Origin of the sequence: Roseovarius sp. SCSIO 43702 (genome assembly GCF_019599045.1) — a bacterium.
GTDB lineage: Bacteria > Pseudomonadota > Alphaproteobacteria > Rhodobacterales > Rhodobacteraceae > Roseovarius.
Genome location: NZ_CP080623.1, coordinates 2,127,657 through 2,146,011, shown reverse-complemented (window position 1 = coordinate 2,146,011; position 18,355 = coordinate 2,127,657). Strand labels below are relative to the sequence as shown.

Below are 18,355 nucleotides of genomic sequence, written 5' to 3'. Positions count from 1 at the left end.
TCGTCGTGAGGCGGCGTGGGCTGCGCGGATTCAGACCAGGCGCGAGGTTTCCACCGCCGCACGCACGAAATCGGCGAAGAGCGGGTGGGGCGCGAAGGGTTTCGATTTCAGCTCGGGGTGGAACTGAACCCCGATGAACCAGGGATGATCGGCCCATTCCACGATCTCGGGGAGGCGTCCGTCGGGGGACATGCCCGAGAAGACGAGACCGCAATCCTCGAGCTGCTTGCGATAGGCGATGTCGACCTCGTAGCGGTGGCGATGGCGTTCGTCGATGGAGGTCGTGCCGTAGATCTCGGCAACGCGGCTGTCGTCCTTCAGGGTCGCGTCATAGGCCCCGAGGCGCATGGTGCCACCCTTGTCGTCGGAGACCTTGCGTTTCACCTTCTCGTTGCCCTGCACCCATTCCTTGAGGTGATACACCACGGGCTCGAACCGCCGGGCGCCGGCCTCGTGGTCGAATTCCTCGGAGCCCGCGGTCGTGATGCCGGCGACGTTGCGCGCGGCTTCGATCACGGCGAGCTGCATGCCGAGGCAGATCCCGAGATAGGGGATCTTGCGGGTGCGGGCGAACTGCGCCGCCTTGATCTTGCCCTCGGTGCCGCGTTCGCCGAAGCCGCCGGGCACGAGGATCGCGTGGAAGCCCTCGAGATGGGGCGCGGGATCCTCGGTGTCGAAGATCTCGGAATCCACCCAGTCGACATTGACCTTCACGCGGTTGGCCATGCCGCCATGGGTGAGCGCCTCCTTGATCGACTTGTAGGCGTCCTCGAGCTGCGTGTACTTGCCCACGATGGCGATGTTGACCTGGCCGTCGGTGTTGTGGATGCGGTCGGACACGTCGGTCCAGACGGACAGGTCGGGCCGCGGCGCGGGCGAGATGCTGAACGCGTCGAGAACCGCCTGGTCGAGTCCTTCGCGGTGATAGGCGAGGGGAGCTTCGTAGATCGAGTTGAGGTCGTAGGCCGCGACGACGGCTTCCTTGCGGACGTTGCAGAAAAGCGCGATCTTCTCGCGTTCCTTTTCCGGGATCGGCTGTTCGGACCGGCAGACGAGGATGTCGGGCGCGATGCCGATGGATTGCAGCTCCTTCACCGAGTGCTGGGTGGGCTTGGTCTTGAGCTCGCCCGAGGCCGCGAGATAGGGCAGGAGGGTGAGGTGCATGAAGATGCACTGGCCGCGCGGCAGGTCGTGGCTGAACTGGCGGATCGCCTCGAAGAAGGGCAGTCCCTCGATGTCGCCCACGGTGCCGCCGATCTCGCAGAGCATGAAATCGACCTCGTCCTCGCCGATGCGGAGGAACTCCTTGATCTCGTTCGTGACGTGGGGAACGACCTGGATCGTCTTGCCGAGGTAGTCGCCGCGGCGCTCCTTCTCGAGCACGTTGGAGTAGATGCGGCCCGAGCTGACCGAGTCGGTCATCCGGGCGGGCACGCCGGTGAAGCGCTCGTAATGGCCGAGGTCGAGGTCGGTCTCGGCCCCGTCATCGGTGACGAAGACCTCGCCGTGTTCGAAGGGCGACATGGTGCCGGGATCGACATTGAGATAGGGGTCGAGCTTGCGCAGGCGGACCGAGAAACCCCGTGCTTGGAGCAGGGCGCCGAGGGCTGCGGAGGCAAGCCCCTTGCCGAGGGAGGAAACGACGCCGCCGGTGATGAAGATGTATCGCGCCATGGCAGGCATTCCCCCGTGATTTCAAGCCGGTTCCGGCACGATTCGTCTCTTGAGAACCGCGGCACCACGGGACTCGACTCTTATAGAAGGGCGGGCATCCGTGCAACCCGACCGCGACATGCCGTCAGGCGGTCTGCACGGGCCGCGGTTGGTGATGGATCATTCGGCGGTGGGTGCGAGCGGCGCGTCGTCGCCCTCGGCGGGTGGCGTGAGTGTTTCGAGCCCGTCGAGCCCCGTTTCGGCGGGTTCTTCCGCACGGGGGGCCGCACCGAGCCGGTCGAGCACCGAGCTGCCGGCCGATTTCTCGGCGGCGATGATGGTGAGCGCCATGGAGGTCACGAAAAGCCCGATGCCGAGGATCCACGTAAGCTTGCCCATGGCGGTGCCTGCCGAGCGGCCCGCGACCGCGCCACCGCCGCCGCCCATGCCGAGGCCGCCGCCTTCGGAGCGCTGAAGCAGCACCACGCCGATGAGCGCGATGGTGAGCAGGAGGTGGATGGTGAGAACGACGTTTTCCATAGCACGGGGCCTCGCGTTGGCGGTTGGCGCGGTGTCTACTGGGTTTCGGGGGCGAGGTGAACCCCGAAATTGGGCGGCGGCCGGCCGGACGCGCACCGTCGCCGAGTCAGCCGGCCAGTTGCGCGATCACTGCACGGGCCGTTTCGCGCCCCGAGAGATCGGCGCCGCCGACCGTGGCCCAGAGGCTCGGGTGGCAGGCCTCGCCCGCGAAGAAGACGCGGTCGGCGACGGGGGCGCGCAGAACCTCGCGCAGGAGGATGGCGCCGGGACGTGCCGATGCGTAGGCGCCACGGTAATGCGGATCGGAGGACCAGGCCGTGACGGCGGCGCCGACGAGGTGGCGGTCCGCGTCGGCGCCGATCATGTCGCGCAGCCTGGTGCGGACGAAATCCAGTGCCGCCGCTTGGCCCGCCTTCTCCAGTTCGCGCGCGAAGGAGCCGCCCACGTCGCAATAGGCGAGACCCGTGCCGCTGGCGTTGGTAAGCGCGCCGAAACCTTCGCGCCCATCCGGGACCCGGTGCAGGAGATAGCCGTCTTCGCCAAGGCCGAAGACGTCCTCGGAGAAGCGGAGGGCGATGTGGTTGTAGTCGCCCATCGATATGCCGTCGAAAGCCTCTTCCTTCTCTGGAGGCAGGGGCGGGTCGAAGGCGATCCCGCCGCGTGCCAGCACACCCGTCGAGACGGTGACGATGACGGCGCGCGCGCGGATCGTGCCGTTCGGGGTTTCGACCTCGACCCCGTTGCCGCCCCAGAGGATGCGGGTCGCGGGTGTTCGAAGCTCGACCGGGAGGCCGCGTGCGTGATCGGCCACGAGACGCCCGTAGCCTTCGGCGCAATACCAGTCGGTGCTGTCGGCGGAGTTCCACCAGTCGAGACAGGAAAAATCCTCCATGTCCTTGCCCATTTCCCAGGGGCCGATGCCGAACCATGCGGTTTTGTGCCAGGGGTCGTCGGAGGGCGCGACGGAGGCGGGAGACACGTCGCGGCCCGCGCGCCCGGCCTGGGCCATGGCGCCAGTCACCTCGTCCCAAGCGTCCCACATTCGCGCGACCTCCGCCTCGGTCGCGGGCCGGTCGTCGGTGTAGATGCCGTAGGTCTCGGGCGCCTCGTAGAAGCGGTAATCGCCGGTCCGGGCGCGGTTGAAATAGGGATTGGCCGTTTCGTTCTGAACCCAGTGCGCACCGTGATCGTATGGGATGCCGAAGGTCGTCGATTCCGTGAAGGCGCGGCCGCCCACGCGCCCGGACGCCTCGAGATGGACGTGGCTCAGTCCGGCATCGCGCAAGACGTGAGCGGCGGCGATGCCTGCCGCGCCGGCGCCCACGATCACGACGTCCGGGGCCGAGGGCCGGGCGCTCTGCGCGCCGAGGGCCGAGGGAAGGACCACGCCCGCGCCGCAGAGGGAGACGAAGGCGCGGCGATGAAGAACGGGCGCGGGGTGGCGTGACGTCATGGTGACACTCGCTTATGATGCTCTACAGCGTAGAGCTTTTTCTACACTGTAGAGTTACGGCTGGCAAGGGATACCGGATCAAGGTGGCGAACAAGGGCGGACTATCGCGCGAGCGCATCGTCGAGGCGGCGATGGACATGATCGACGAAGGCGGGGAGAGCGCGTTCAGCATGCGCAAGCTGGCGGCGCGGCTTGGCGTCGATCCGATGGCGATCTATCACTATCACAAGAGCCGGCGCGCGCTTCTGCATGATGTGCTGGAGCGGTTTCTTGCGGCCTGCGACCTTCCCGAGCCGGGAGCGGATTGGCGTGACGACCTGCGGGCGCTTTGCGCGGCGATCCGGGCGCTGGCGCGGGCGCATCCGGGGGTGTTTCGCCTCTATGAGCTCTACGAGGATTGGGTGAGGGCGGAACACCGGATCGCGGAGGCGTTTCACGCGGTGCTCATGCGCGCCGGGTTCGGGGAGGACGAGACGGTGCGGGCCGCGCGGCTTCTCATCACCTATACCGAGGCTTTCGCGGTGGACGAGGTGTCGGGCTGGCTCGCTCCGATGAGCGAGAAGGAGGGGGCGGCCCTGCGCCGGAGCCTCGGGGATGACGAGCATCCGGTCACACGACGCCTTCTGCCGCAGATGACACGGATCGACCCCGACGCGGATTTCGCCTTCGGCCTCGGCATCATCATCAGGGGGCTCGAGGGAGGGTTGCGCGATCAGGCCGGGTAGGCGAGATCCATCGCGCCCGAGAGAAGCGGCATCATCAGCGTGAAGAGCTCTGCCTGCGAGGAGATGCGGCATTTGCGGTAGAGCTGCTTGCGGAAGACCTTGACGGTCTGTTCGCTGATCCCGAGCCGGAGGCCGATGGAGAGCGACGAGTGCCCCTTGAGGATGAGGAGGGCGACCTCGGCCTGTCGCGGGCTTAGAGCCACGCCTGTCGTCGTCTCGACCTGGTCGCGCAGGGCCTCGTGGAGAAGGGTCGCGCGATCCAGCTCGCCGGGCTGCTGGCCCTGCCAGTGCCGGTGGGCGAGCGCGCAGAGGACCGGGGCGATGTCGCGGGCGGCCGCCACCTCGCGTCGCGAGAAGCGGCGCCCGGAGGTGGCGTCGCGCCCCAGGCAGACATGGACCGAGAGGCCGGGCGCGGGACGGGTTGCGAAAACGATCTCGTCCACCAGCGTGGTGCGTGCGTAGTATTCGGCGTGGTAGCGCGTGCGATGAAACTGGTCCGGTGCCACGTCGCCGAGCGTGTAGAGGCCGGGCGCCGCCTCGTCCGCGTGAAGCGCATGGAACGGGTCGAGCAGGTAGGCGCCGGCGAGATACTGGGTCTCGATGTTCTCATGGACCTCGGGGCGCTCCGCCTGGAGCCTGAGCGGGCGCGGCGGACGATCGCCGGGATAGAGCAGGATCGTCTTGTTGTCGCTGTCGACGGCGCCGTCGATCCAGTCGAAGAGCCGCGTCTCGAAACTGTCGCTTTCGAGCGCCGAGATCGCGGCCGCCAATCGCTTCATCGCGCCATCCTCCGCGGCACATATACCCCTTTGGGGTTATACCCCCTCAACCGAGGCCGAGTAAACTTGCGTGACCGAAAGGGGGGTATGATGGGTGACGCGCCCGCCCGGGTTTCGACGAGAAGTCACCGATAGGGAGGAGAGACCATGAGTTTCGATGCGAGCACCGACGATATCCTGTCGGCCGACAATCACCTGATCCAGTCCTTCTGCGATCTCGATGCGCTCAAGCAGAACAGCGGACGCACCGTCATCAACCGCGCCAAGGGCGCCTATGTCTATGACAGCGACGGGCGCGAACTGATCGACGGGATCGCGGGGCTGTGGTGCGTGAACGTGGGCCACGGCCGGCCCGAGATCATCCAGGCGGTGACCGAGCAGTTGAACACCCTGGATTATTATTCGACCTTCTACAATTTCACCCACCCGTCGGCGGCAACGCTTGCCCGGAAGCTCGCCGCGCTTGCGCCCGGCAGTCTCAACAACGTCTATTTCGCAAATTCCGGCTCGGCCGCCAACGACTCGGCCATTCGCATCCTGCACCACTACTGGCAGCGCCGGGGCAAGCCCGGAAAGCGCCATGTGCTGAGCCGGATCGGCGGCTATCACGGGTCGACCTACCTTGCCATGGCGATGACGACGCCCGCCTATTCCGACGGCTGGACGAGCGCCGACGAGATCGTGCATCACCTGCGCTCGCCGCATCACTGGCGCGAGGGGGAGGGCCTGAGCGAGGCGGAGTTTCTCGACGCGCTGATGGAGGACCTGGAGCAGTCGATCGCGCGGATCGGCGCGGACAACATCGCGGCCTTCATCGCAGAGCCGATCATGGGTGCGGGCGGCGTGATCGTGGCGCCCCGAGGCTACCACGCCCGCGCGCTCGAGATCTGTCACGCGCACGACATCAAGTATATCTCGGACGAGGTCGTCACGGCCTTCGGCCGGCTGGGCCATTTCTTCGCCTCGCAGGACGTATTCGGGATCGAACCCGACATCATCACCTCGGCCAAGGGTCTCACCTCGGGCTATCAACCCCTGTCGGCGACGATCATCTCGGACGAGATCTATGACGTGATCTCGGCGCCGGGCGAGAAGTTCCTGCATGGCTTCACCTATTCCGGCCACCCGGCGGCCGCGGCCGCCGCGCTTGCCAATATCGGCATAATGGAGCGCGAGAAACTGCCCGAGCAGGTGCGCAGAACCGGCAAGCAGTTCGAGGAGACGTTGCGCGGCCTGGGCGACATCGACATCGTGGGAGAGGTGCGGGGCAGCCATTTCATGATGGGGATCGAGCTGGTCCGGGACAAGGAGACGAAAGAGCCCTTCGACGAAGCGGTAGAGATCGGCAACCGGGTGGCGATGGCCGCGCAGGAGCGGGGGCTCATCGCGCGACCCCTCGGCAACAGCCTGATCCTGTCGCCCACCCTCGTCATGTCGTCCGAGATGATCGAGCGGACCGGCGCCATCCTTCGCGACAGTATCGAGGCGGTGATGGCCGAATTGCGCGGGTAGGCCGGGTGGGCGCGGCGATACAAGGAGAGGAGAAACAAGATGCATTTTCACGCCGAGACGACCTGCTCCCGCAAGACCGGGTGGGTGACATCCGAGCTCTACTACTGGCACGATACGCTGAACTGGTGCGGGTTCATGGAGCCGAGCCTCGACTTGCAGCCGGGCGTGCATTTCGAGAATCCCGAAACGAAGCGGCGGTTGCAGAACCTGGTCGAGGCGACGGATCTCGCGCCCAAGCTGCACGCGCATCGCCCGCGTCCCGCGCCGGACGAGGTCATCCGCACGATCCATCCGCAGAGCCACATCGATCACATCGCCAGGGTCTGCGCCTCGGGCGGGGGCGATGCGGGCAAGCTGACGCCGGTGGGGCCGGCGAGCCTCGATATCGCGCGGCTGGCCGTGGGTGGCGTCATCGCCGCGGTGGACAAGGTGATGGACGGCGACTGGTACAATGCCTACGTGCTGTGCCGTCCGCCGGGCCACCACGCGCTGCCTGACGTGGCGATGGGCTTCTGCCTCTTCGCCAATGCCGCACTGGGCGCGAAGCACGCGATCGACAAGCACGGTCTGAGCCGCGTGGCCACGATCGACTGGGACGTGCATCACGGCAACGGCACCGAGGCGATCTTCTACGACGATCCGCGCGTCCTCACGATCTCGCTCCACCAGGACAACCTCTTCCCGCTCGACAGCGGACCGATGGAGGCGCGCGGCGCGGGCGCGGGCGAGGGGTACAACCTCAACATCCCGCTGCCGCCGGGCACGGGCACGGGCGGCTACCTGCACGCCTTCGACGAACTGGTGATCCCGGCGCTCGAGGCGTTCGGTCCGGAACTTCTCATCATCCCGAGCGGCTTCGACAGCTGCGCGATGGATCCGCTGGGGATGCAGATGCTGAAGTCGAGCGACTATGCCGAGATGACGCGGCGCCTGATGAAGGTGGCCGACAAACACGCGGAGGGCCGCATCATCGTCACTCACGAGGGCGGGTATTCACCGCAATACGTGCCCTATTGCGGGCTCGCGGTGCTCGAGGTGCTGGCGGGGACGAGCCAGACCTTCACCGATCCGTTCGATGATTTCATCGGTGCCTACGGGGGTCAGGAGCTGAGCCACGATCAGCGGATGCTTGTCGAGGAGGTGAGACGGGTCGCGTTCGGGAGTTGACGCTGCTCGGCGCCGGGGCGGTGGGGGTGGAGAGTTCTGAGACTCCGCTGGCCGGCGCCATGACCTGTCACGCGTTGTCAGGCCGACTTTTCATCGCCGAAGGTCGCGGAACGTGTGGGGAGGTTTGGCTCCGGCGGTAGGTGTTTGTACATTCCATATAGTATTAGAAATCAATCGCTTATATAGATTCGGTGAGAAAAGTGTTGCGGGATTTGTTGCGGGCTACGCGAGTTTCGCTCCGACAGTATGCTAGCATACAGCGGAATGTTGCCTGCCACTACATCTAGTAGTAGAGTTGAGCAGTCGCGCTTGATGATCGGAGGTAGTGATGGAAGGTGCCAAAATTCGGGTTAAAGTCGGATCGATGGAAATCGAGTACGAGGGCGATCCTGCATTCTTGGATGGTGGGATTGAAACCCTGCTGGTCACGATGGGCGATCTGGCCACTCGTTTGCCCGAAGAACCCGCGCATACAAACTCTGCTACCGTCAACATGGAGGCCGATGCACCGCCTGCGCCTAAGAACGGTTTCAATTTCTCAACCAATACGATTGCAGCGCACCTCAACGCCAATAGCGGGCCTGAGCTTGTGATTTGCGCACTGGCTCAGCTTGAGCTTGTGCAGAGCAAGTCTTCATCTACTCGCAGCGAGATCCTCGCCGAGATGAAGGGTGCGACTACGTACTACAATGGGAATATGAGCAGCAATATGTCCAAGAATCTTGGCAGTCTCACGAAAGCTAAGCGCATCAATCAGATCGCAAAAGACACCTATGCTCTGAGTGCTTCAGAGAGAAAACAGCTTGAGGCCAAGATTGCTGACATCGGATGAACTCAAGCAGTGGCTGCACAAAGACCTCGGCAAACTTGACAAAATCTTGCTTGTGCTTGCAACTCAGGATGAGCCGATTGCCGTGTCAAAGATCAACGAACTAGCTGACACGGCGGGCTTTCGTGCAATGCGGAAGTGGAATGTCTCAGCGACCTTAGGCGCGTCCAAGGGCAAGGCCATCCGTACGACAGGGTGGGAGTTGACGGACGCGGGTAAAATACACCTGCGCGATTTGGGAATTGCCACGATTAGCCCTGCCGCCATGCAGGTGGCAGTGGACCTTCGTTCACATCTCGACAAGATCACCGACAACGAAACCCGAGATTTTGTAGAAGAGGCAATCAAATGTCACGAGGCGGAGTTGTATCGCTCCGCCATCGTAATGGCTTGGCTGGGTGCAATGGACGTCCTGCACAAGCATGTTCATGCTCATCACTTGTCTGCTTTCAATATCGAAGCGAAACGGGTTAACGGAAAGTGGAAAGCCGCAAAAACACCCGATGACCTTGGCAGAATGGGTGAGGCCGATTTTCTGGACCGGATCGCCGCGATCTCTGTTGTCGGCAAGAATTCGAAAGAAGAGTTGCAGAAGGCGCTCGGGCTCCGCAATGGCTGCGGTCATCCTAATAGTCTCAAGGTTGGCGCAAACAAGTCGGCAGCGCACATCGAGACGCTGCTACAGAACGTTTTTGAACGGTTCGCTTAGTGCAACATGGTCCCACGTTGCGGGATATGTTGCGGGAATCATGGCCCCGCTGAGAGGATTTCAACTGGAAAACCCAAAAAAATAATAAAACCAAATACTTAGTGTGATTTGTGGCTCCGGCGGTAGGGGCCCCTCCGCGCAACCAAGTCCCTTTGATTCCAAAGGAATTTCCGACGCGGCGGTGCACCGGCTCCGGACGGACTCCAAGATGTGCCCGGAGTCGTGGCGTACTTCGGGCACCAGATCAAGCACCAGATTTTGGTAGGGCGATGGGGCTGCCTTGACGGACCACGGCGACGTCTATTTCCAGTCTTTCAATGGTCCGTCATGCGCCACACCGCAGCCATTCTCAGAATGGGCACCCGTGTGGCCTGCAACATTCGGTCTGCTCGGTCGGTGCGGAAATGGGTGTCAGGCTGGACGTATCGCGCTGGGTAGTGACATTACTCACCGAGAATGCGGCGGGCAGCACACAGGAACTGGTGCATCTGCATCTTTTCATGTGCGGACTCCGGCGGATGCGGCAGCACCTCGTAGACATCGCGCCCCGGTTCGAACTCGACAAGATAACCCAGATAGCGCAGCAGATCGACCGCGTCGGAGCGGATCGCTCTACGCCGATCCCGGTCTTCATCGACTCCCAGAACCACAACGAATGCAATCCGGTCAGGTGGGCCGAAATGTGATTGAGCATAAATTCGCAGGCTCGGTAGATCGGCATAGCCGGCCTTCAGCGCGGTTTCGATCCAGCCGACGTGCTTGGGGCGGTTGTCGACTTCATACATGCAGTGATTCTTCAGATTTTCTCAGATAGAGGTTGGCCGAATTGGCTTGTAGCGAAGAAAAAAGTCAGATTGGCAATTCTGTTATCCGGCGCCCGCGATTAACCGGGTCTTCAACAAGCCTGTATGCCGCTTCTTGGTGGCGAATCTCGCCATGTCGTTCGCGCAAGACGCAGCATCGCATTTCTGGTTTCAACGCCACGATGTGGGAAGCCAAACCAACTGGCCAGGGGTATTTCGGCGTTAATCGGGTCAAGGCTCTCCATCCGCGCCGCGCATCATGTCATTCTACCTCCGCAACAGAGGAGGGGCCATGGCGCACAAGCCGATCCATAAATGGAAATTCAAACCCGGCCTGCGCGCGGGCGCTTTCGGTTGGCGCGGCTCGGCCAAGGCCATTGAGAGGCTGAAATCGGCCAATAGTGAGATTCGGGCAGTCGGTCGCTCAGATCCGGTGGCCGCGGCCGAGGGCGTGATCGCGCTCGCCGAGCGCGTTGACGCGGATACTCTTCGGCCGCAGATCGAAGGCGATGTTGCGCACCAAGTGTGCCGCGCGACGCGCCGAGAATGGGAAGGACGCTCTGCACCAATGCAATCGCCAGCGCCAATGACAGTGCAAATTGTCCGATTTCAGGTATCATGTCGATCCCTCGTTAAGCCCGACGGTTATCGCGGCCTTGCGGCCCTCCCGACTTGGAAGGTCAAGCGCGGCAGCAGGCCCCGGCCATCACATTGCCGTTAGCAGGCTCATTCTTGTTTGCCGGACTCCAGGTTGGCCAGCCGACGCTCGAATTCATCCTCGTTGATTTCGCCGCGCGCATAACGTTCACGAAGAATATCGACCGCACTCTGTCCAGTTCACGGGCGGTTGGAAAAACCACGAACCGCAAGCACAATCAATCCTATGATGAGCGCCCAGAAGATCAGCATCATCAGGCGACCGAACATCCCGTGGCCGCCGCCCCACATCATGTGGCCGAAACCGTCGTAGGTGTCGGCCGCGCCCGGCGTCGCGGCGAATAAGAGAAATCCCGAGGAGGCGATAAAGCTGTGAAGTTTCATGTCATTGTCCTTTCCTGGACTACCCGCTCCTACCTTCCGGTCCCCATTCGGGCCGGCGAGGAGGACTTGGGTTTAAGTTGAGCGCATGAAAAAGAAATAGAAGTATTCGGTATTGGGTGAAGTATTTTGAAAGGAATTGGTGAGCAGTGCGGGCACTCTTTGTCGGCCGTGTTCTGCGCTCGGGTCCGCGAAGGTCGCGAACCTATTTCACCGAAGGAAGAGCGATAGATTGGGTTCAATGCACAAATTCAAAAACCGAACGGGACACCAAAATTTTTTGCCGTACCCCAGGACGTTTTCTGGATTGAAATATGACCTACAGTGGCATCTCGTTTCGAAAACCTATAGTTGTAAGGTGTTGATTTCAGTTTGTAGAAAGGCCGATGTTTTGGAGACGGAGTGTATGATTATCCACCTTGAGCGCGCAGAGGCCCGTTTGCCACAAGTTGAAGCCACGAGAAAGGCCGTGCCGCTCGAATCTCATGTTGTCAGAGCCGTGGACGGGCAGCAGATGAGCGAGGCCCACGCCAACGCCTATCGCCGCAAACTGATGCGGCCGACCTATCCTTTCACGATGCGGTCGTCCGAAATTGCCGCCTTCCACAGCCACCGCGCGTGTTGGCAGAAAATCCTTGATGACGATCTGGACGCGGCTCTTATCCTGGAAGATGACCTGCACCTTCAGGAGGATGTCTTTCCCCGCGCCCTGAGTCTTGCTCTCTCCAACATACAACAGGGCGATTTTGTACGCTTCCCCATCAAGTTGCGCGAAGAAAGGACGCAGGAAGTCGACACATCGGATGAAATCGGGGTTCATCTTTATGACCGGATTGCTCTTGGTATGGTCGCTCAGTTGGTCACGCGCGACGCGGCCCGCGCTTTGCTCGCGGCGTCCGAACGCTTTGACAGACCCGTGGATACTTTTCTGCAGATGCAGTGGGTGCACAATGTCCGCGTGCTGACGGTTTGGCCGTCCGGAGTACGAGAGGTTTCTGCTGAATTGGGTGGCAGCATGATTGGGCGTAAAGGTGGGCTTGTGGCAAAGTTGCGCCGCGAAATCCTGCGGCCACTGTATCGGCGCAAGATCCGGGCTCTCGCGAGGCAGCATCTGAATGCCTCGAAGTAGCGCCGAAGACCGCGTGACGATCATCACGGTCGCGTACAACAGCACGAGTGTGTTGCCCGACATGCTGGCCTCCGTGCCGCAAAGGACACCCGTGGTGATCGTCGACAACGCCTCGGACGATCGCGCCCGGCTGCAACGGATCGTCGCCGCGCGGCAGAACACGACACGCCTGGTCGACAATGAGCGCAACCTTGGTTTCGGTGCCGGGTGCAACAAAGGTGCGGAACAGGCGAACACGGAATTCCTTCTGTTCCTCAATCCGGATACGGCGCTTGGCTCTGACGCGTTGCAAAAGTTGATCGATGCAGCCGAACGGCATTCGGAAGCGTCAGCCTTCAACCCACGAATTCTGGACGAGACAGGCACGGCGGTCGTGAAGCGCCGGAGTGACCTCGTCGATCGCTCGATGTGGTTGCCAAAACAGGAACTGACAAAGTATACGGTCGTTCCGGTCCTCTCCGGGGCCGCGCTCTTCGTTCGTCGGCGCGCCTTTGAGGCGGTGGGCGGATTCGATCCCGAGATCTTTTTGTTTTTCGAGGATGACGATCTCAGCCTTCGCCTGTCCCGATCTCAGGGCCACCTGGTTTACGTGGCAGATGCCGTGGTCCACCACGCCGGAGGTGCGTCATCAGGCGGGTCGTTGAAAAGCGAGCGCATCAAGAACTGGCATTGGGGCCATTCCCAGATCTACACCACGCGCAAGCACGGCATGCACCGCAACTGCTATGCTGCAATCCTCAAGACCGGGATGCGCGCCCTGTCACCTGCAACGGTCTTTTCGTCCCGGCGCCGACAAAAGTATTTTGCGCGTTTCTCGGGGATGATAGCGGCCCTGCGCCAGGAAGATAGCTGAAACGGCGCAGGTCCTCAGGCGAGTTCCAATACCTTTTCGATCACGTACTCGGTCTGCGCTGTCGTCTGTCCGGGGCACATGGGCAAGCTGATGACCTCGTTCGCCAGCCGCTCTGCCAGCGGAAAAGCGCCCTGCCCATGGCCAAGGTCGGCGTAGGCTTTCTGCAGGTGGGGCGGGATGGGATAGTGGATCACGGTCCCGATGCCGACCGTGGACAGGCGCGTCTGAAAGCGGTCCCGGTCGGGGTGGCGCAGCACGTAAAGGTGCCAAACCGGCTCGGCCCAGTCGGGCACGTAAGGAACTTGCAGCCCGGCGCGGGAAAAGGCACCGGTGTAGTCGCGCGCGATGGCGCGGCGACGCTCTGTCCAGTCGTTCAGAACCCGCAGCTTGACCGCCAGCAAGGCGGCCTGAAGGGGATCGAGACGGCTGTTGAAGCCCTGAATATCGTTCTCGTATTTCCTTTCGGAACCGTAATTTCGCAGCAACCTGACAGTTTGCGCGACATCGTTGTCCGATGTGGTCAACGCCCCGGCATCCCCGAGCGCACCCAGATTCTTCGTAGGATAAAAGCTCCACGCGGCGGTGCCATCGCTGCCCACACGGCGCGACTTGTAGCGTGCGCCATGCGCCTGGGCGGCGTCCTGCAGCACCTTCAGCCCGTTCGATTCGGCCACCGCATTCAGCGCGTCCATGTCGGCCGGCTGGCCGTAGAGGTGCACCGGCAGAATGGCCTTGGTGCGCCTGGTGATCGCCGCGGCGGTGCCCTCGGGGTCGATGTTGTGCGTGTCCTCAAGGGGTTCGACCGGCACCGGCACCGCGCCGCATTGGCTGACGGCAAGCCAGGTCGCGATATAGGTGTTCGACGGTACGATAACCTCGTCGCCCGGGCCGATGCCCAGCGCGCGAAGTCCCAAGTGAAGCGCATCCAGCCCGTTTGCCGTTCCGATGCAGGCGCCGGCTTCGACATAGGCCGCAAAGGCGGCTTCGAAACGCTCCAGTTCGGGTCCCATGACATAGCTGCCGGAATGCGCGACACGCAGAAGCTCGTGGTCCAGCTCGGCCTGTATGCCCGCCCGTGCTGTCGCAAGATCCAGGAAGGGGACGTTCACGCCGCACCCACGGCTTTGAGGAACTCGTCGCGGTCGCGGATGTAATCCGTCTCGTCATAGGGGCCCGACGCCAGAACCATGCAGACCGACCCGGACGAGAAATTGTCCAGGTAGCGCCACATCATCGGGCAGACGTAGACGCCATAATAGGGCCGGTTGAGCTGAAACCGCTTTTTATCAAAGCCATCGTCAAGCAGCAGATCGAAACTTCCAGACATCGATATCACGAACTGGTGCAGGTCCTTGTGCGCGTGCTCGCCCCGGTCGGCGCCGCCGGGAACGTCGTAAAGGTAGTAGACCCGCTTGACCTCGAAGGGGATGTGGTTGTTTCCCTCGACGAAGGTAAGATTGCCCCGCGCGTCCGAGATCTTGGGTAAATCTATTAGGCGACAGTCACTTAGCGGCAAGGGATTACGACTCGCTTCTGCATTGGTCCGTGTTTATAAACCGCGCAATGACGATTTGAAATAGCCGGGCATCGAAGATAGACGGCCCGGCCCCCCGGGCACAGAAAGGTTTGGAATGTCAAAAGATATCCTGATCGTGGGAGCCGGCGAGTTCGCGGATATCGCCTACGAGTATTTCACCGTCGACAGCGATTACACGGTTGTCGGGTTCGCGGTCGAACGGGACTACCTGGACGAAACAGTCAAGTTCGACCTGCCCGTGGTCCCGCTCGAAGACGCCCCGTCGCATTTCGATCCGGGCAAGACTGACGCGCATGTCGCAGTGACTTCGACCAAGCTCAACCGGATCCGCGCGCGTCTGATCGCGCTGACCAAGGAGCACGGATACCACCTTGCCAATTTCGTCAGCCCCCGCGCGATGGTCTGGCGGACCGCTGAACTGGGCGAGAATGTCTTTATCTTCGAGAACAACGTGGTGCAGCATGGCGTACAGATAGACGATGGATGCGTGCTGTGGTCCGGCAACCATATCGGCCATCAGACCCGTATCCGAGAAAACAGCTTCTTGTCCTCGCATATCGTGGTGTCGGGTTATTGCGATATTGGCGCACGCAGCTTTTTGGGCGTGAACGCCGCCCTGGCCGATAATGTGCACCTGGCCGAGGATTGTGTCGTCGGCATGGCGGCGGCCGTCACCAAGAGCTTCGACACCCCCGGTCTGATCCTGAATGGCAACCCGGCTGAGGCTGCCAAGGTGTCCTCCTACCGCTATTACCGGATCAAGCCCTGATATGGCATGGGTGAAACAGGGGCACATCTTCAGCCCGGACGGAAGCCTCGACTGGGCGCAGCATTCCTTCATGACGCCGTGCCCGTGGTTGCGCGACGAAGACACGATACGGACCTTCGGCGGGATGCGCGACGCACACGGCATCAGCCGCATCGGCTGGGTCGATGTCGCCGCTGACGACCCGACCCGGGTCAAGGCCAGCTCCACGGCCCCGGTGCTGGATCTCGGCGCACCGGGCATGTTCGACGACAACGGCCTTATCCTGGGCGATGTGGTCGAGGTCGAGCCCGACGAACTGCGGCTTTACTACGTGGGGTTCCAGCTGGTGGAGAAGGCGAAATTTCTGGCCTTCACCGGCCTCGCCATCAGCCGGGATCGCGGCGACAGCTTTCAGAGGATTGGTACGACCCCTGTGCTCGACCGCTGCCCCGACGGGCCCTTCATCGGCGCGCTGCACTCAATCGCTCGACTGCCGGATGGCAGCTTCCGCGCGTGGATTTCCCGTGGCGACGGATGGGAGGAGATCGGCGAACGGCTTTATCCCCGCTACGATTGCTGGACGCTGACCAGCAACGACGGTGTCACCTTCGACAACGCAGCCGCGCAGCGCATCATCACGCCCTCGGGCGACGAATACCGCATCGGCCGCCCCCGGGCGACGCAGCTGGAGGACGGCACGTGGGAATTGCGCGCAACCTCCGACACCCGCGCCAAGCAATATGCGGCCTTCCGCTTTAGCTCTCCGGACGGTGTGGAGTTCACCCGTACGGATGATGTCGAACTGCCGCTGGGCGCGCCTGAAAGCTGGGACAGTGACATGACCTGTTATCCCGCGCATTTCGTGGCGCCGGATGGTGGCAGGTATCTGTTCTACAACGGCAACGACATGGGGCGGACAGGTGTCGGCCTCGCGAAGTGGCAGGCGGCATGAGCGGCGACATCGAAATCAAGCGCTACACGCCCGCTCTTTCGACTTCGTGGAACGACTTCGTCGCCGCCTCGACAAACGGCATGTTCCTGCATGACCGCCGCTTCATGGACTACCATTCCGACCGGTTCGACGATCACTCGCTGATCTTCGAAAGCGACGGCAAGATTATCGCGTGCCTGCCCGCGAACCGGGTGAACGACACGCTGCAATCCCATGGTGGCCTGACCTTCGGCGGTCTGCTGGTCAAGCCCGCGACCTCGGCCGCACAGGTGGTTCAGATCTTCGCCAGCTTGCGCGACGAACTTCTCAGGCAGGGGATCGGGACGCTGCACTACAAGCCGGTGCCGCATATATTCCACGCGCAACCGGCCGAGGCCGATATCTATGCGCTGTGCAACGCCGGCGCCCGGCAGGTCCGCACCGACCTGAGCGCGGCCATTCCCCTGCGCCGCAAGCTGTCGTTCAGCAGCGGCCGCAAATACGGGGCCAAGAAGGCCGCCAAGGCGGGGCTGACAACCTCCGAGGCCACCGATTTCGCCGCCTTCTGGGATATCCTCGGCGAGGTGCTTGATCAGCGCCACGACGCACGGCCAACCCATTCGCTGGACGAGATCACGCGCCTCAACGCCGCGTTTTCCCAGCGGATCCGCCTTTTTGCGGCCTTCGAGGACGCGCGCATGCTGGCCGGTGTCGTCCTCTTCGATTTCGGGCGCACCGTGCATTCCCAGTACATGGCCTCATCCGGAGATGGGCGCGACCTCGGCGCGCTGGATCTCGTGGTGCAGTCCCTTGTCAACGACACCTTCGCGGACCGCGACTGGTTCAGCTTCGGCATCTCGACCACGGCCGAAGGCCGCGAACTCAATGTCGGGCTGTCCCGTCAGAAGGAGATGTTCGGCGCGCGTAGCCTCGCTATTCCTCAATATCGGTGGGACCTCGGCTGAGGCGAGAGATCAGGCGTCAGGTCGCGGCAATGCGCTTCTTGCGCCGACGGGTCTCGGAAACGCCGCGCGAAATGGCCTGCAGCGGGTGACGGCCAAAATACGGTACCAGGCCCGCCCAGCCTTTCTCGACAAAGGCGGCGCGCACCTCTCCATCGGCCACGCGGTCGGCCAGAAGTTTGGAAATCTCGTGGCCAGGGCCAAGCCCGAAGTTCTTTGCGTCGGCCGCGCGTTGACGATAGACGCAGGTGTTGCTTTCGATCTCGCGCAGGCGCTGCGCCCGGTAGCTGTCCGGCGTGAATTTCCGGGGTTTCGTGTTGGTCAGCCCCGATCCCGTCCGGTATGTCAGCAACGCTTCGTCGATAAGATGCGCGCGTCCCTCGAGGGCGGCCCGAAACCCGAGGATCAGGTCTTCATAGGTATTCTCGAACATCATCGCCCCGTACTTGCGGTAAAGCGACCGATGCCACGCGCAAGTCGCGCCGAGGTACAGCGACAGCGATTTCGCGGCGGCCAACGGGTCCGTGGTCGAATAGAACGTCGCCTTGCGATACAGCGCCGGGGCAGGGGCCCCGTCCAGCGTGGTCACATCCGCGTGCGAGAACACCAATAGCGGGTCGTGCGCCGCGAATGCCTCGAGGATCCGCCGGTTGCGGTGCGGGTAATATAGGTCGTCACCGGCGGCGGCGATGATGATATCCTCCCGGCACATCCCGAGGGCTTTCTTGAGATGTTCGTTGACGCCAAGGTTGGTCTCGTTGCGGTTCAGAACGACCTCGTGCGGCCCGTCATACTGATCGACCACCTCTTTCATGCGCAAGAACGTATCATCGCGCGAGGCGTCGTCCGACAGAACGATCTGCATCGGTGCGGAGTCCTGTTGCAGCGCGCTTTGCACCGTTTCGGCAACATGATCTTGCTGCTGATAGGTAAGAAGAAGGCACGTGGCCTTCGGGGGGCTTAGCATCGGGCGGCCTGCCTTAATTG

General features: G+C 62.5%; 21 protein-coding genes. 11 read left to right on the top strand and 10 right to left on the bottom strand.

What is annotated here, in order from left to right:
* Positions 1-30: 30 nt before the first annotated feature.
* From K1T73_RS10585 to K1T73_RS10575, 3 genes are all read right to left on the bottom strand, one after another.
* A complete protein-coding gene (locus K1T73_RS10585) occupies positions 31-1,674 on the bottom strand; it encodes a CTP synthase (protein ID WP_220600677.1) in 1,644 nt (547 codons plus the stop codon).
* A gap of 159 nt (positions 1,675-1,833) precedes the next feature.
* Positions 1,834-2,193, bottom strand: a complete 360-nt coding sequence (gene secG / locus K1T73_RS10580; protein ID WP_220600676.1) for a preprotein translocase subunit SecG — start codon at positions 2,191-2,193, stop codon at positions 1,834-1,836.
* 106 nt (positions 2,194-2,299) lie between these two features.
* Positions 2,300-3,646 carry an NAD(P)/FAD-dependent oxidoreductase gene (locus K1T73_RS10575; RefSeq protein WP_220600675.1) on the bottom strand — a complete coding sequence of 449 codons (1,347 nt, stop codon included), beginning with the start codon at positions 3,644-3,646 and terminating at the stop codon, positions 2,300-2,302.
* 14 nt (positions 3,647-3,660) lie between these two features.
* Between K1T73_RS10575 and K1T73_RS10570 the strand changes: the two genes are divergently transcribed.
* Positions 3,661-4,371, top strand: coding sequence for a TetR/AcrR family transcriptional regulator (locus tag K1T73_RS10570; protein ID WP_220600674.1), 711 nt, complete (start codon positions 3,661-3,663; stop codon positions 4,369-4,371).
* Here K1T73_RS10570 and K1T73_RS10565 read toward each other — a convergent pair.
* Complete coding sequence (locus K1T73_RS10565; RefSeq protein WP_220600673.1) at positions 4,359-5,150, bottom strand: helix-turn-helix transcriptional regulator; 792 nt, start codon at positions 5,148-5,150, stop codon at positions 4,359-4,361. The two genes, K1T73_RS10570 and K1T73_RS10565, sit on opposite strands and share 13 nt — an antisense overlap.
* A 147-nt stretch (positions 5,151-5,297) precedes the next feature.
* Between K1T73_RS10565 and K1T73_RS10560 the strand changes: the two genes are divergently transcribed.
* The 4 genes from K1T73_RS10560 (at position 5,298) to K1T73_RS17920 (ending at position 9,367) form a co-directional block, all read left to right on the top strand.
* Positions 5,298-6,662: an aminotransferase class III-fold pyridoxal phosphate-dependent enzyme gene (locus K1T73_RS10560; protein WP_220600672.1), complete on the top strand. Its 1,365-nt coding sequence runs from the start codon at positions 5,298-5,300 to the stop codon at positions 6,660-6,662.
* A 39-nt stretch (positions 6,663-6,701) separates the two neighbouring features.
* Positions 6,702-7,829 (top strand): class II histone deacetylase, encoded by a 1,128-nt coding sequence (locus K1T73_RS10555; RefSeq protein WP_220600671.1) that lies wholly within the window; start codon positions 6,702-6,704, stop codon positions 7,827-7,829.
* Between the two features lie 328 nt (positions 7,830-8,157).
* Positions 8,158-8,661 (top strand): hypothetical protein, encoded by a 504-nt coding sequence (locus K1T73_RS10550; protein ID WP_220600670.1) that lies wholly within the window; start codon positions 8,158-8,160, stop codon positions 8,659-8,661.
* Positions 8,645-9,367: a hypothetical protein gene (locus tag K1T73_RS17920; RefSeq protein ID WP_259400217.1), complete on the top strand. Its 723-nt coding sequence runs from the start codon at positions 8,645-8,647 to the stop codon at positions 9,365-9,367. The genes K1T73_RS10550 and K1T73_RS17920 overlap by 17 nt, the downstream gene beginning before the upstream one ends.
* A gap of 443 nt (positions 9,368-9,810) precedes the next feature.
* Here the strand turns inward: K1T73_RS17920 and K1T73_RS10540 are convergent, their stop codons facing one another.
* Positions 9,811-10,152 (bottom strand): hypothetical protein, encoded by a 342-nt coding sequence (locus K1T73_RS10540; RefSeq protein ID WP_220600669.1) that lies wholly within the window; start codon positions 10,150-10,152, stop codon positions 9,811-9,813.
* A gap of 310 nt (positions 10,153-10,462) precedes the next feature.
* Between K1T73_RS10540 and K1T73_RS10535 the strand changes: the two genes are divergently transcribed.
* A complete protein-coding gene (locus tag K1T73_RS10535; RefSeq protein ID WP_220600668.1) occupies positions 10,463-10,891 on the top strand; it encodes a hypothetical protein in 429 nt (142 codons plus the stop codon).
* A 5-nt stretch (positions 10,892-10,896) separates the two neighbouring features.
* On the opposite strand, the gene K1T73_RS18065 is transcribed toward K1T73_RS10535, so the two are convergent.
* Positions 10,897-10,986 (bottom strand): SHOCT domain-containing protein, encoded by a 90-nt coding sequence (locus K1T73_RS18065; protein ID WP_220603701.1) that lies wholly within the window; start codon positions 10,984-10,986, stop codon positions 10,897-10,899.
* Between the two features lie 21 nt (positions 10,987-11,007).
* On the bottom strand, positions 11,008-11,211 hold the full coding sequence (locus K1T73_RS10525; RefSeq protein ID WP_220600667.1) for a hypothetical protein: 204 nt from the start codon (positions 11,209-11,211) through the stop codon (positions 11,008-11,010).
* A gap of 238 nt (positions 11,212-11,449) precedes the next feature.
* On the opposite strand from K1T73_RS10525, the gene K1T73_RS10520 reads away from it, so the two are divergent.
* Positions 11,450-12,337 (top strand): glycosyltransferase family 25 protein, encoded by an 888-nt coding sequence (locus tag K1T73_RS10520; RefSeq protein WP_220600666.1) that lies wholly within the window; start codon positions 11,450-11,452, stop codon positions 12,335-12,337.
* 13 nt (positions 12,338-12,350) lie between these two features.
* Positions 12,351-13,190, top strand: coding sequence for a glycosyltransferase family 2 protein (locus K1T73_RS10515; RefSeq protein WP_220600665.1), 840 nt, complete (start codon positions 12,351-12,353; stop codon positions 13,188-13,190).
* A 14-nt stretch (positions 13,191-13,204) separates the two neighbouring features.
* Here the strand turns inward: K1T73_RS10515 and K1T73_RS10510 are convergent, their stop codons facing one another.
* Positions 13,205-14,299, bottom strand: a complete 1,095-nt coding sequence (locus K1T73_RS10510; RefSeq protein WP_220600664.1) for a DegT/DnrJ/EryC1/StrS aminotransferase family protein — start codon at positions 14,297-14,299, stop codon at positions 13,205-13,207.
* The gene (locus tag K1T73_RS10505) at positions 14,296-14,706 is read right to left on the bottom strand and encodes an FdtA/QdtA family cupin domain-containing protein (protein WP_220600663.1); all 411 of its coding nucleotides are present in this window, start codon (positions 14,704-14,706) and stop codon (positions 14,296-14,298) included. The genes K1T73_RS10510 and K1T73_RS10505 overlap by 4 nt, the downstream gene beginning before the upstream one ends.
* 115 nt (positions 14,707-14,821) lie before the next feature.
* Here K1T73_RS10505 and K1T73_RS10500 point away from each other — a divergent pair, with 115 nt between their 5' ends.
* From K1T73_RS10500 to K1T73_RS10490, 3 genes are read left to right on the top strand one after another with little or no spacing between them, the layout of a single operon-like run.
* A complete protein-coding gene (locus tag K1T73_RS10500; protein WP_220600662.1) occupies positions 14,822-15,496 on the top strand; it encodes an acetyltransferase in 675 nt (224 codons plus the stop codon).
* A gap of 1 nt (position 15,497) precedes the next feature.
* Complete coding sequence (locus K1T73_RS10495; protein WP_220600661.1) at positions 15,498-16,427, top strand: hypothetical protein; 930 nt, start codon at positions 15,498-15,500, stop codon at positions 16,425-16,427.
* Positions 16,424-17,371, top strand: a complete 948-nt coding sequence (locus tag K1T73_RS10490; RefSeq protein ID WP_220600660.1) for a GNAT family N-acetyltransferase — start codon at positions 16,424-16,426, stop codon at positions 17,369-17,371. The genes K1T73_RS10495 and K1T73_RS10490 overlap by 4 nt, the downstream gene beginning before the upstream one ends.
* A 16-nt stretch (positions 17,372-17,387) precedes the next feature.
* Here K1T73_RS10490 and K1T73_RS10485 read toward each other — a convergent pair whose 3' ends face one another.
* Positions 17,388-18,335 (bottom strand): glycosyltransferase, encoded by a 948-nt coding sequence (locus tag K1T73_RS10485; protein ID WP_220600659.1) that lies wholly within the window; start codon positions 18,333-18,335, stop codon positions 17,388-17,390.
* Positions 18,336-18,355: the final 20 nt, after the last annotated feature.

Excerpts from the sequence above, each read along its gene's own strand:
- K1T73_RS10585 (WP_220600677.1), bottom strand. The coding sequence starts at position 1,674 with ATGGCGCGATACATCTTCATCACCGGCGGCGTCGTTTCCTCCCTCGGC.
- secG (WP_220600676.1), bottom strand. The coding sequence starts at position 2,193 with ATGGAAAACGTCGTTCTCACCATCCACCTCCTGCTCACCATCGCGCTC.
- K1T73_RS10575 (WP_220600675.1), bottom strand. The coding sequence starts at position 3,646 with ATGACGTCACGCCACCCCGCGCCCGTTCTTCATCGCCGCGCCTTCGTC.
- K1T73_RS10570 (WP_220600674.1), top strand. The coding sequence starts at position 3,661 with ATGATGCTCTACAGCGTAGAGCTTTTTCTACACTGTAGAGTTACGGCT.
- K1T73_RS10565 (WP_220600673.1), bottom strand. The coding sequence starts at position 5,150 with ATGAAGCGATTGGCGGCCGCGATCTCGGCGCTCGAAAGCGACAGTTTC.
- K1T73_RS10560 (WP_220600672.1), top strand. The coding sequence starts at position 5,298 with ATGAGTTTCGATGCGAGCACCGACGATATCCTGTCGGCCGACAATCAC.
- K1T73_RS10555 (WP_220600671.1), top strand. The coding sequence starts at position 6,702 with ATGCATTTTCACGCCGAGACGACCTGCTCCCGCAAGACCGGGTGGGTG.
- K1T73_RS10550 (WP_220600670.1), top strand. The coding sequence starts at position 8,158 with ATGGAAGGTGCCAAAATTCGGGTTAAAGTCGGATCGATGGAAATCGAG.
- K1T73_RS10540 (WP_220600669.1), bottom strand. The coding sequence starts at position 10,152 with ATGTATGAAGTCGACAACCGCCCCAAGCACGTCGGCTGGATCGAAACC.
- K1T73_RS10535 (WP_220600668.1), top strand. The coding sequence starts at position 10,463 with ATGGCGCACAAGCCGATCCATAAATGGAAATTCAAACCCGGCCTGCGC.
- K1T73_RS10525 (WP_220600667.1), bottom strand. The coding sequence starts at position 11,211 with ATGAAACTTCACAGCTTTATCGCCTCCTCGGGATTTCTCTTATTCGCC.
- K1T73_RS10520 (WP_220600666.1), top strand. The coding sequence starts at position 11,450 with ATGCACAAATTCAAAAACCGAACGGGACACCAAAATTTTTTGCCGTAC.
- K1T73_RS10500 (WP_220600662.1), top strand. The coding sequence starts at position 14,822 with ATGTCAAAAGATATCCTGATCGTGGGAGCCGGCGAGTTCGCGGATATC.
- K1T73_RS10495 (WP_220600661.1), top strand. The coding sequence starts at position 15,498 with ATGGCATGGGTGAAACAGGGGCACATCTTCAGCCCGGACGGAAGCCTC.
- K1T73_RS10490 (WP_220600660.1), top strand. The coding sequence starts at position 16,424 with ATGAGCGGCGACATCGAAATCAAGCGCTACACGCCCGCTCTTTCGACT.
- K1T73_RS10485 (WP_220600659.1), bottom strand. The coding sequence starts at position 18,335 with ATGCTAAGCCCCCCGAAGGCCACGTGCCTTCTTCTTACCTATCAGCAG.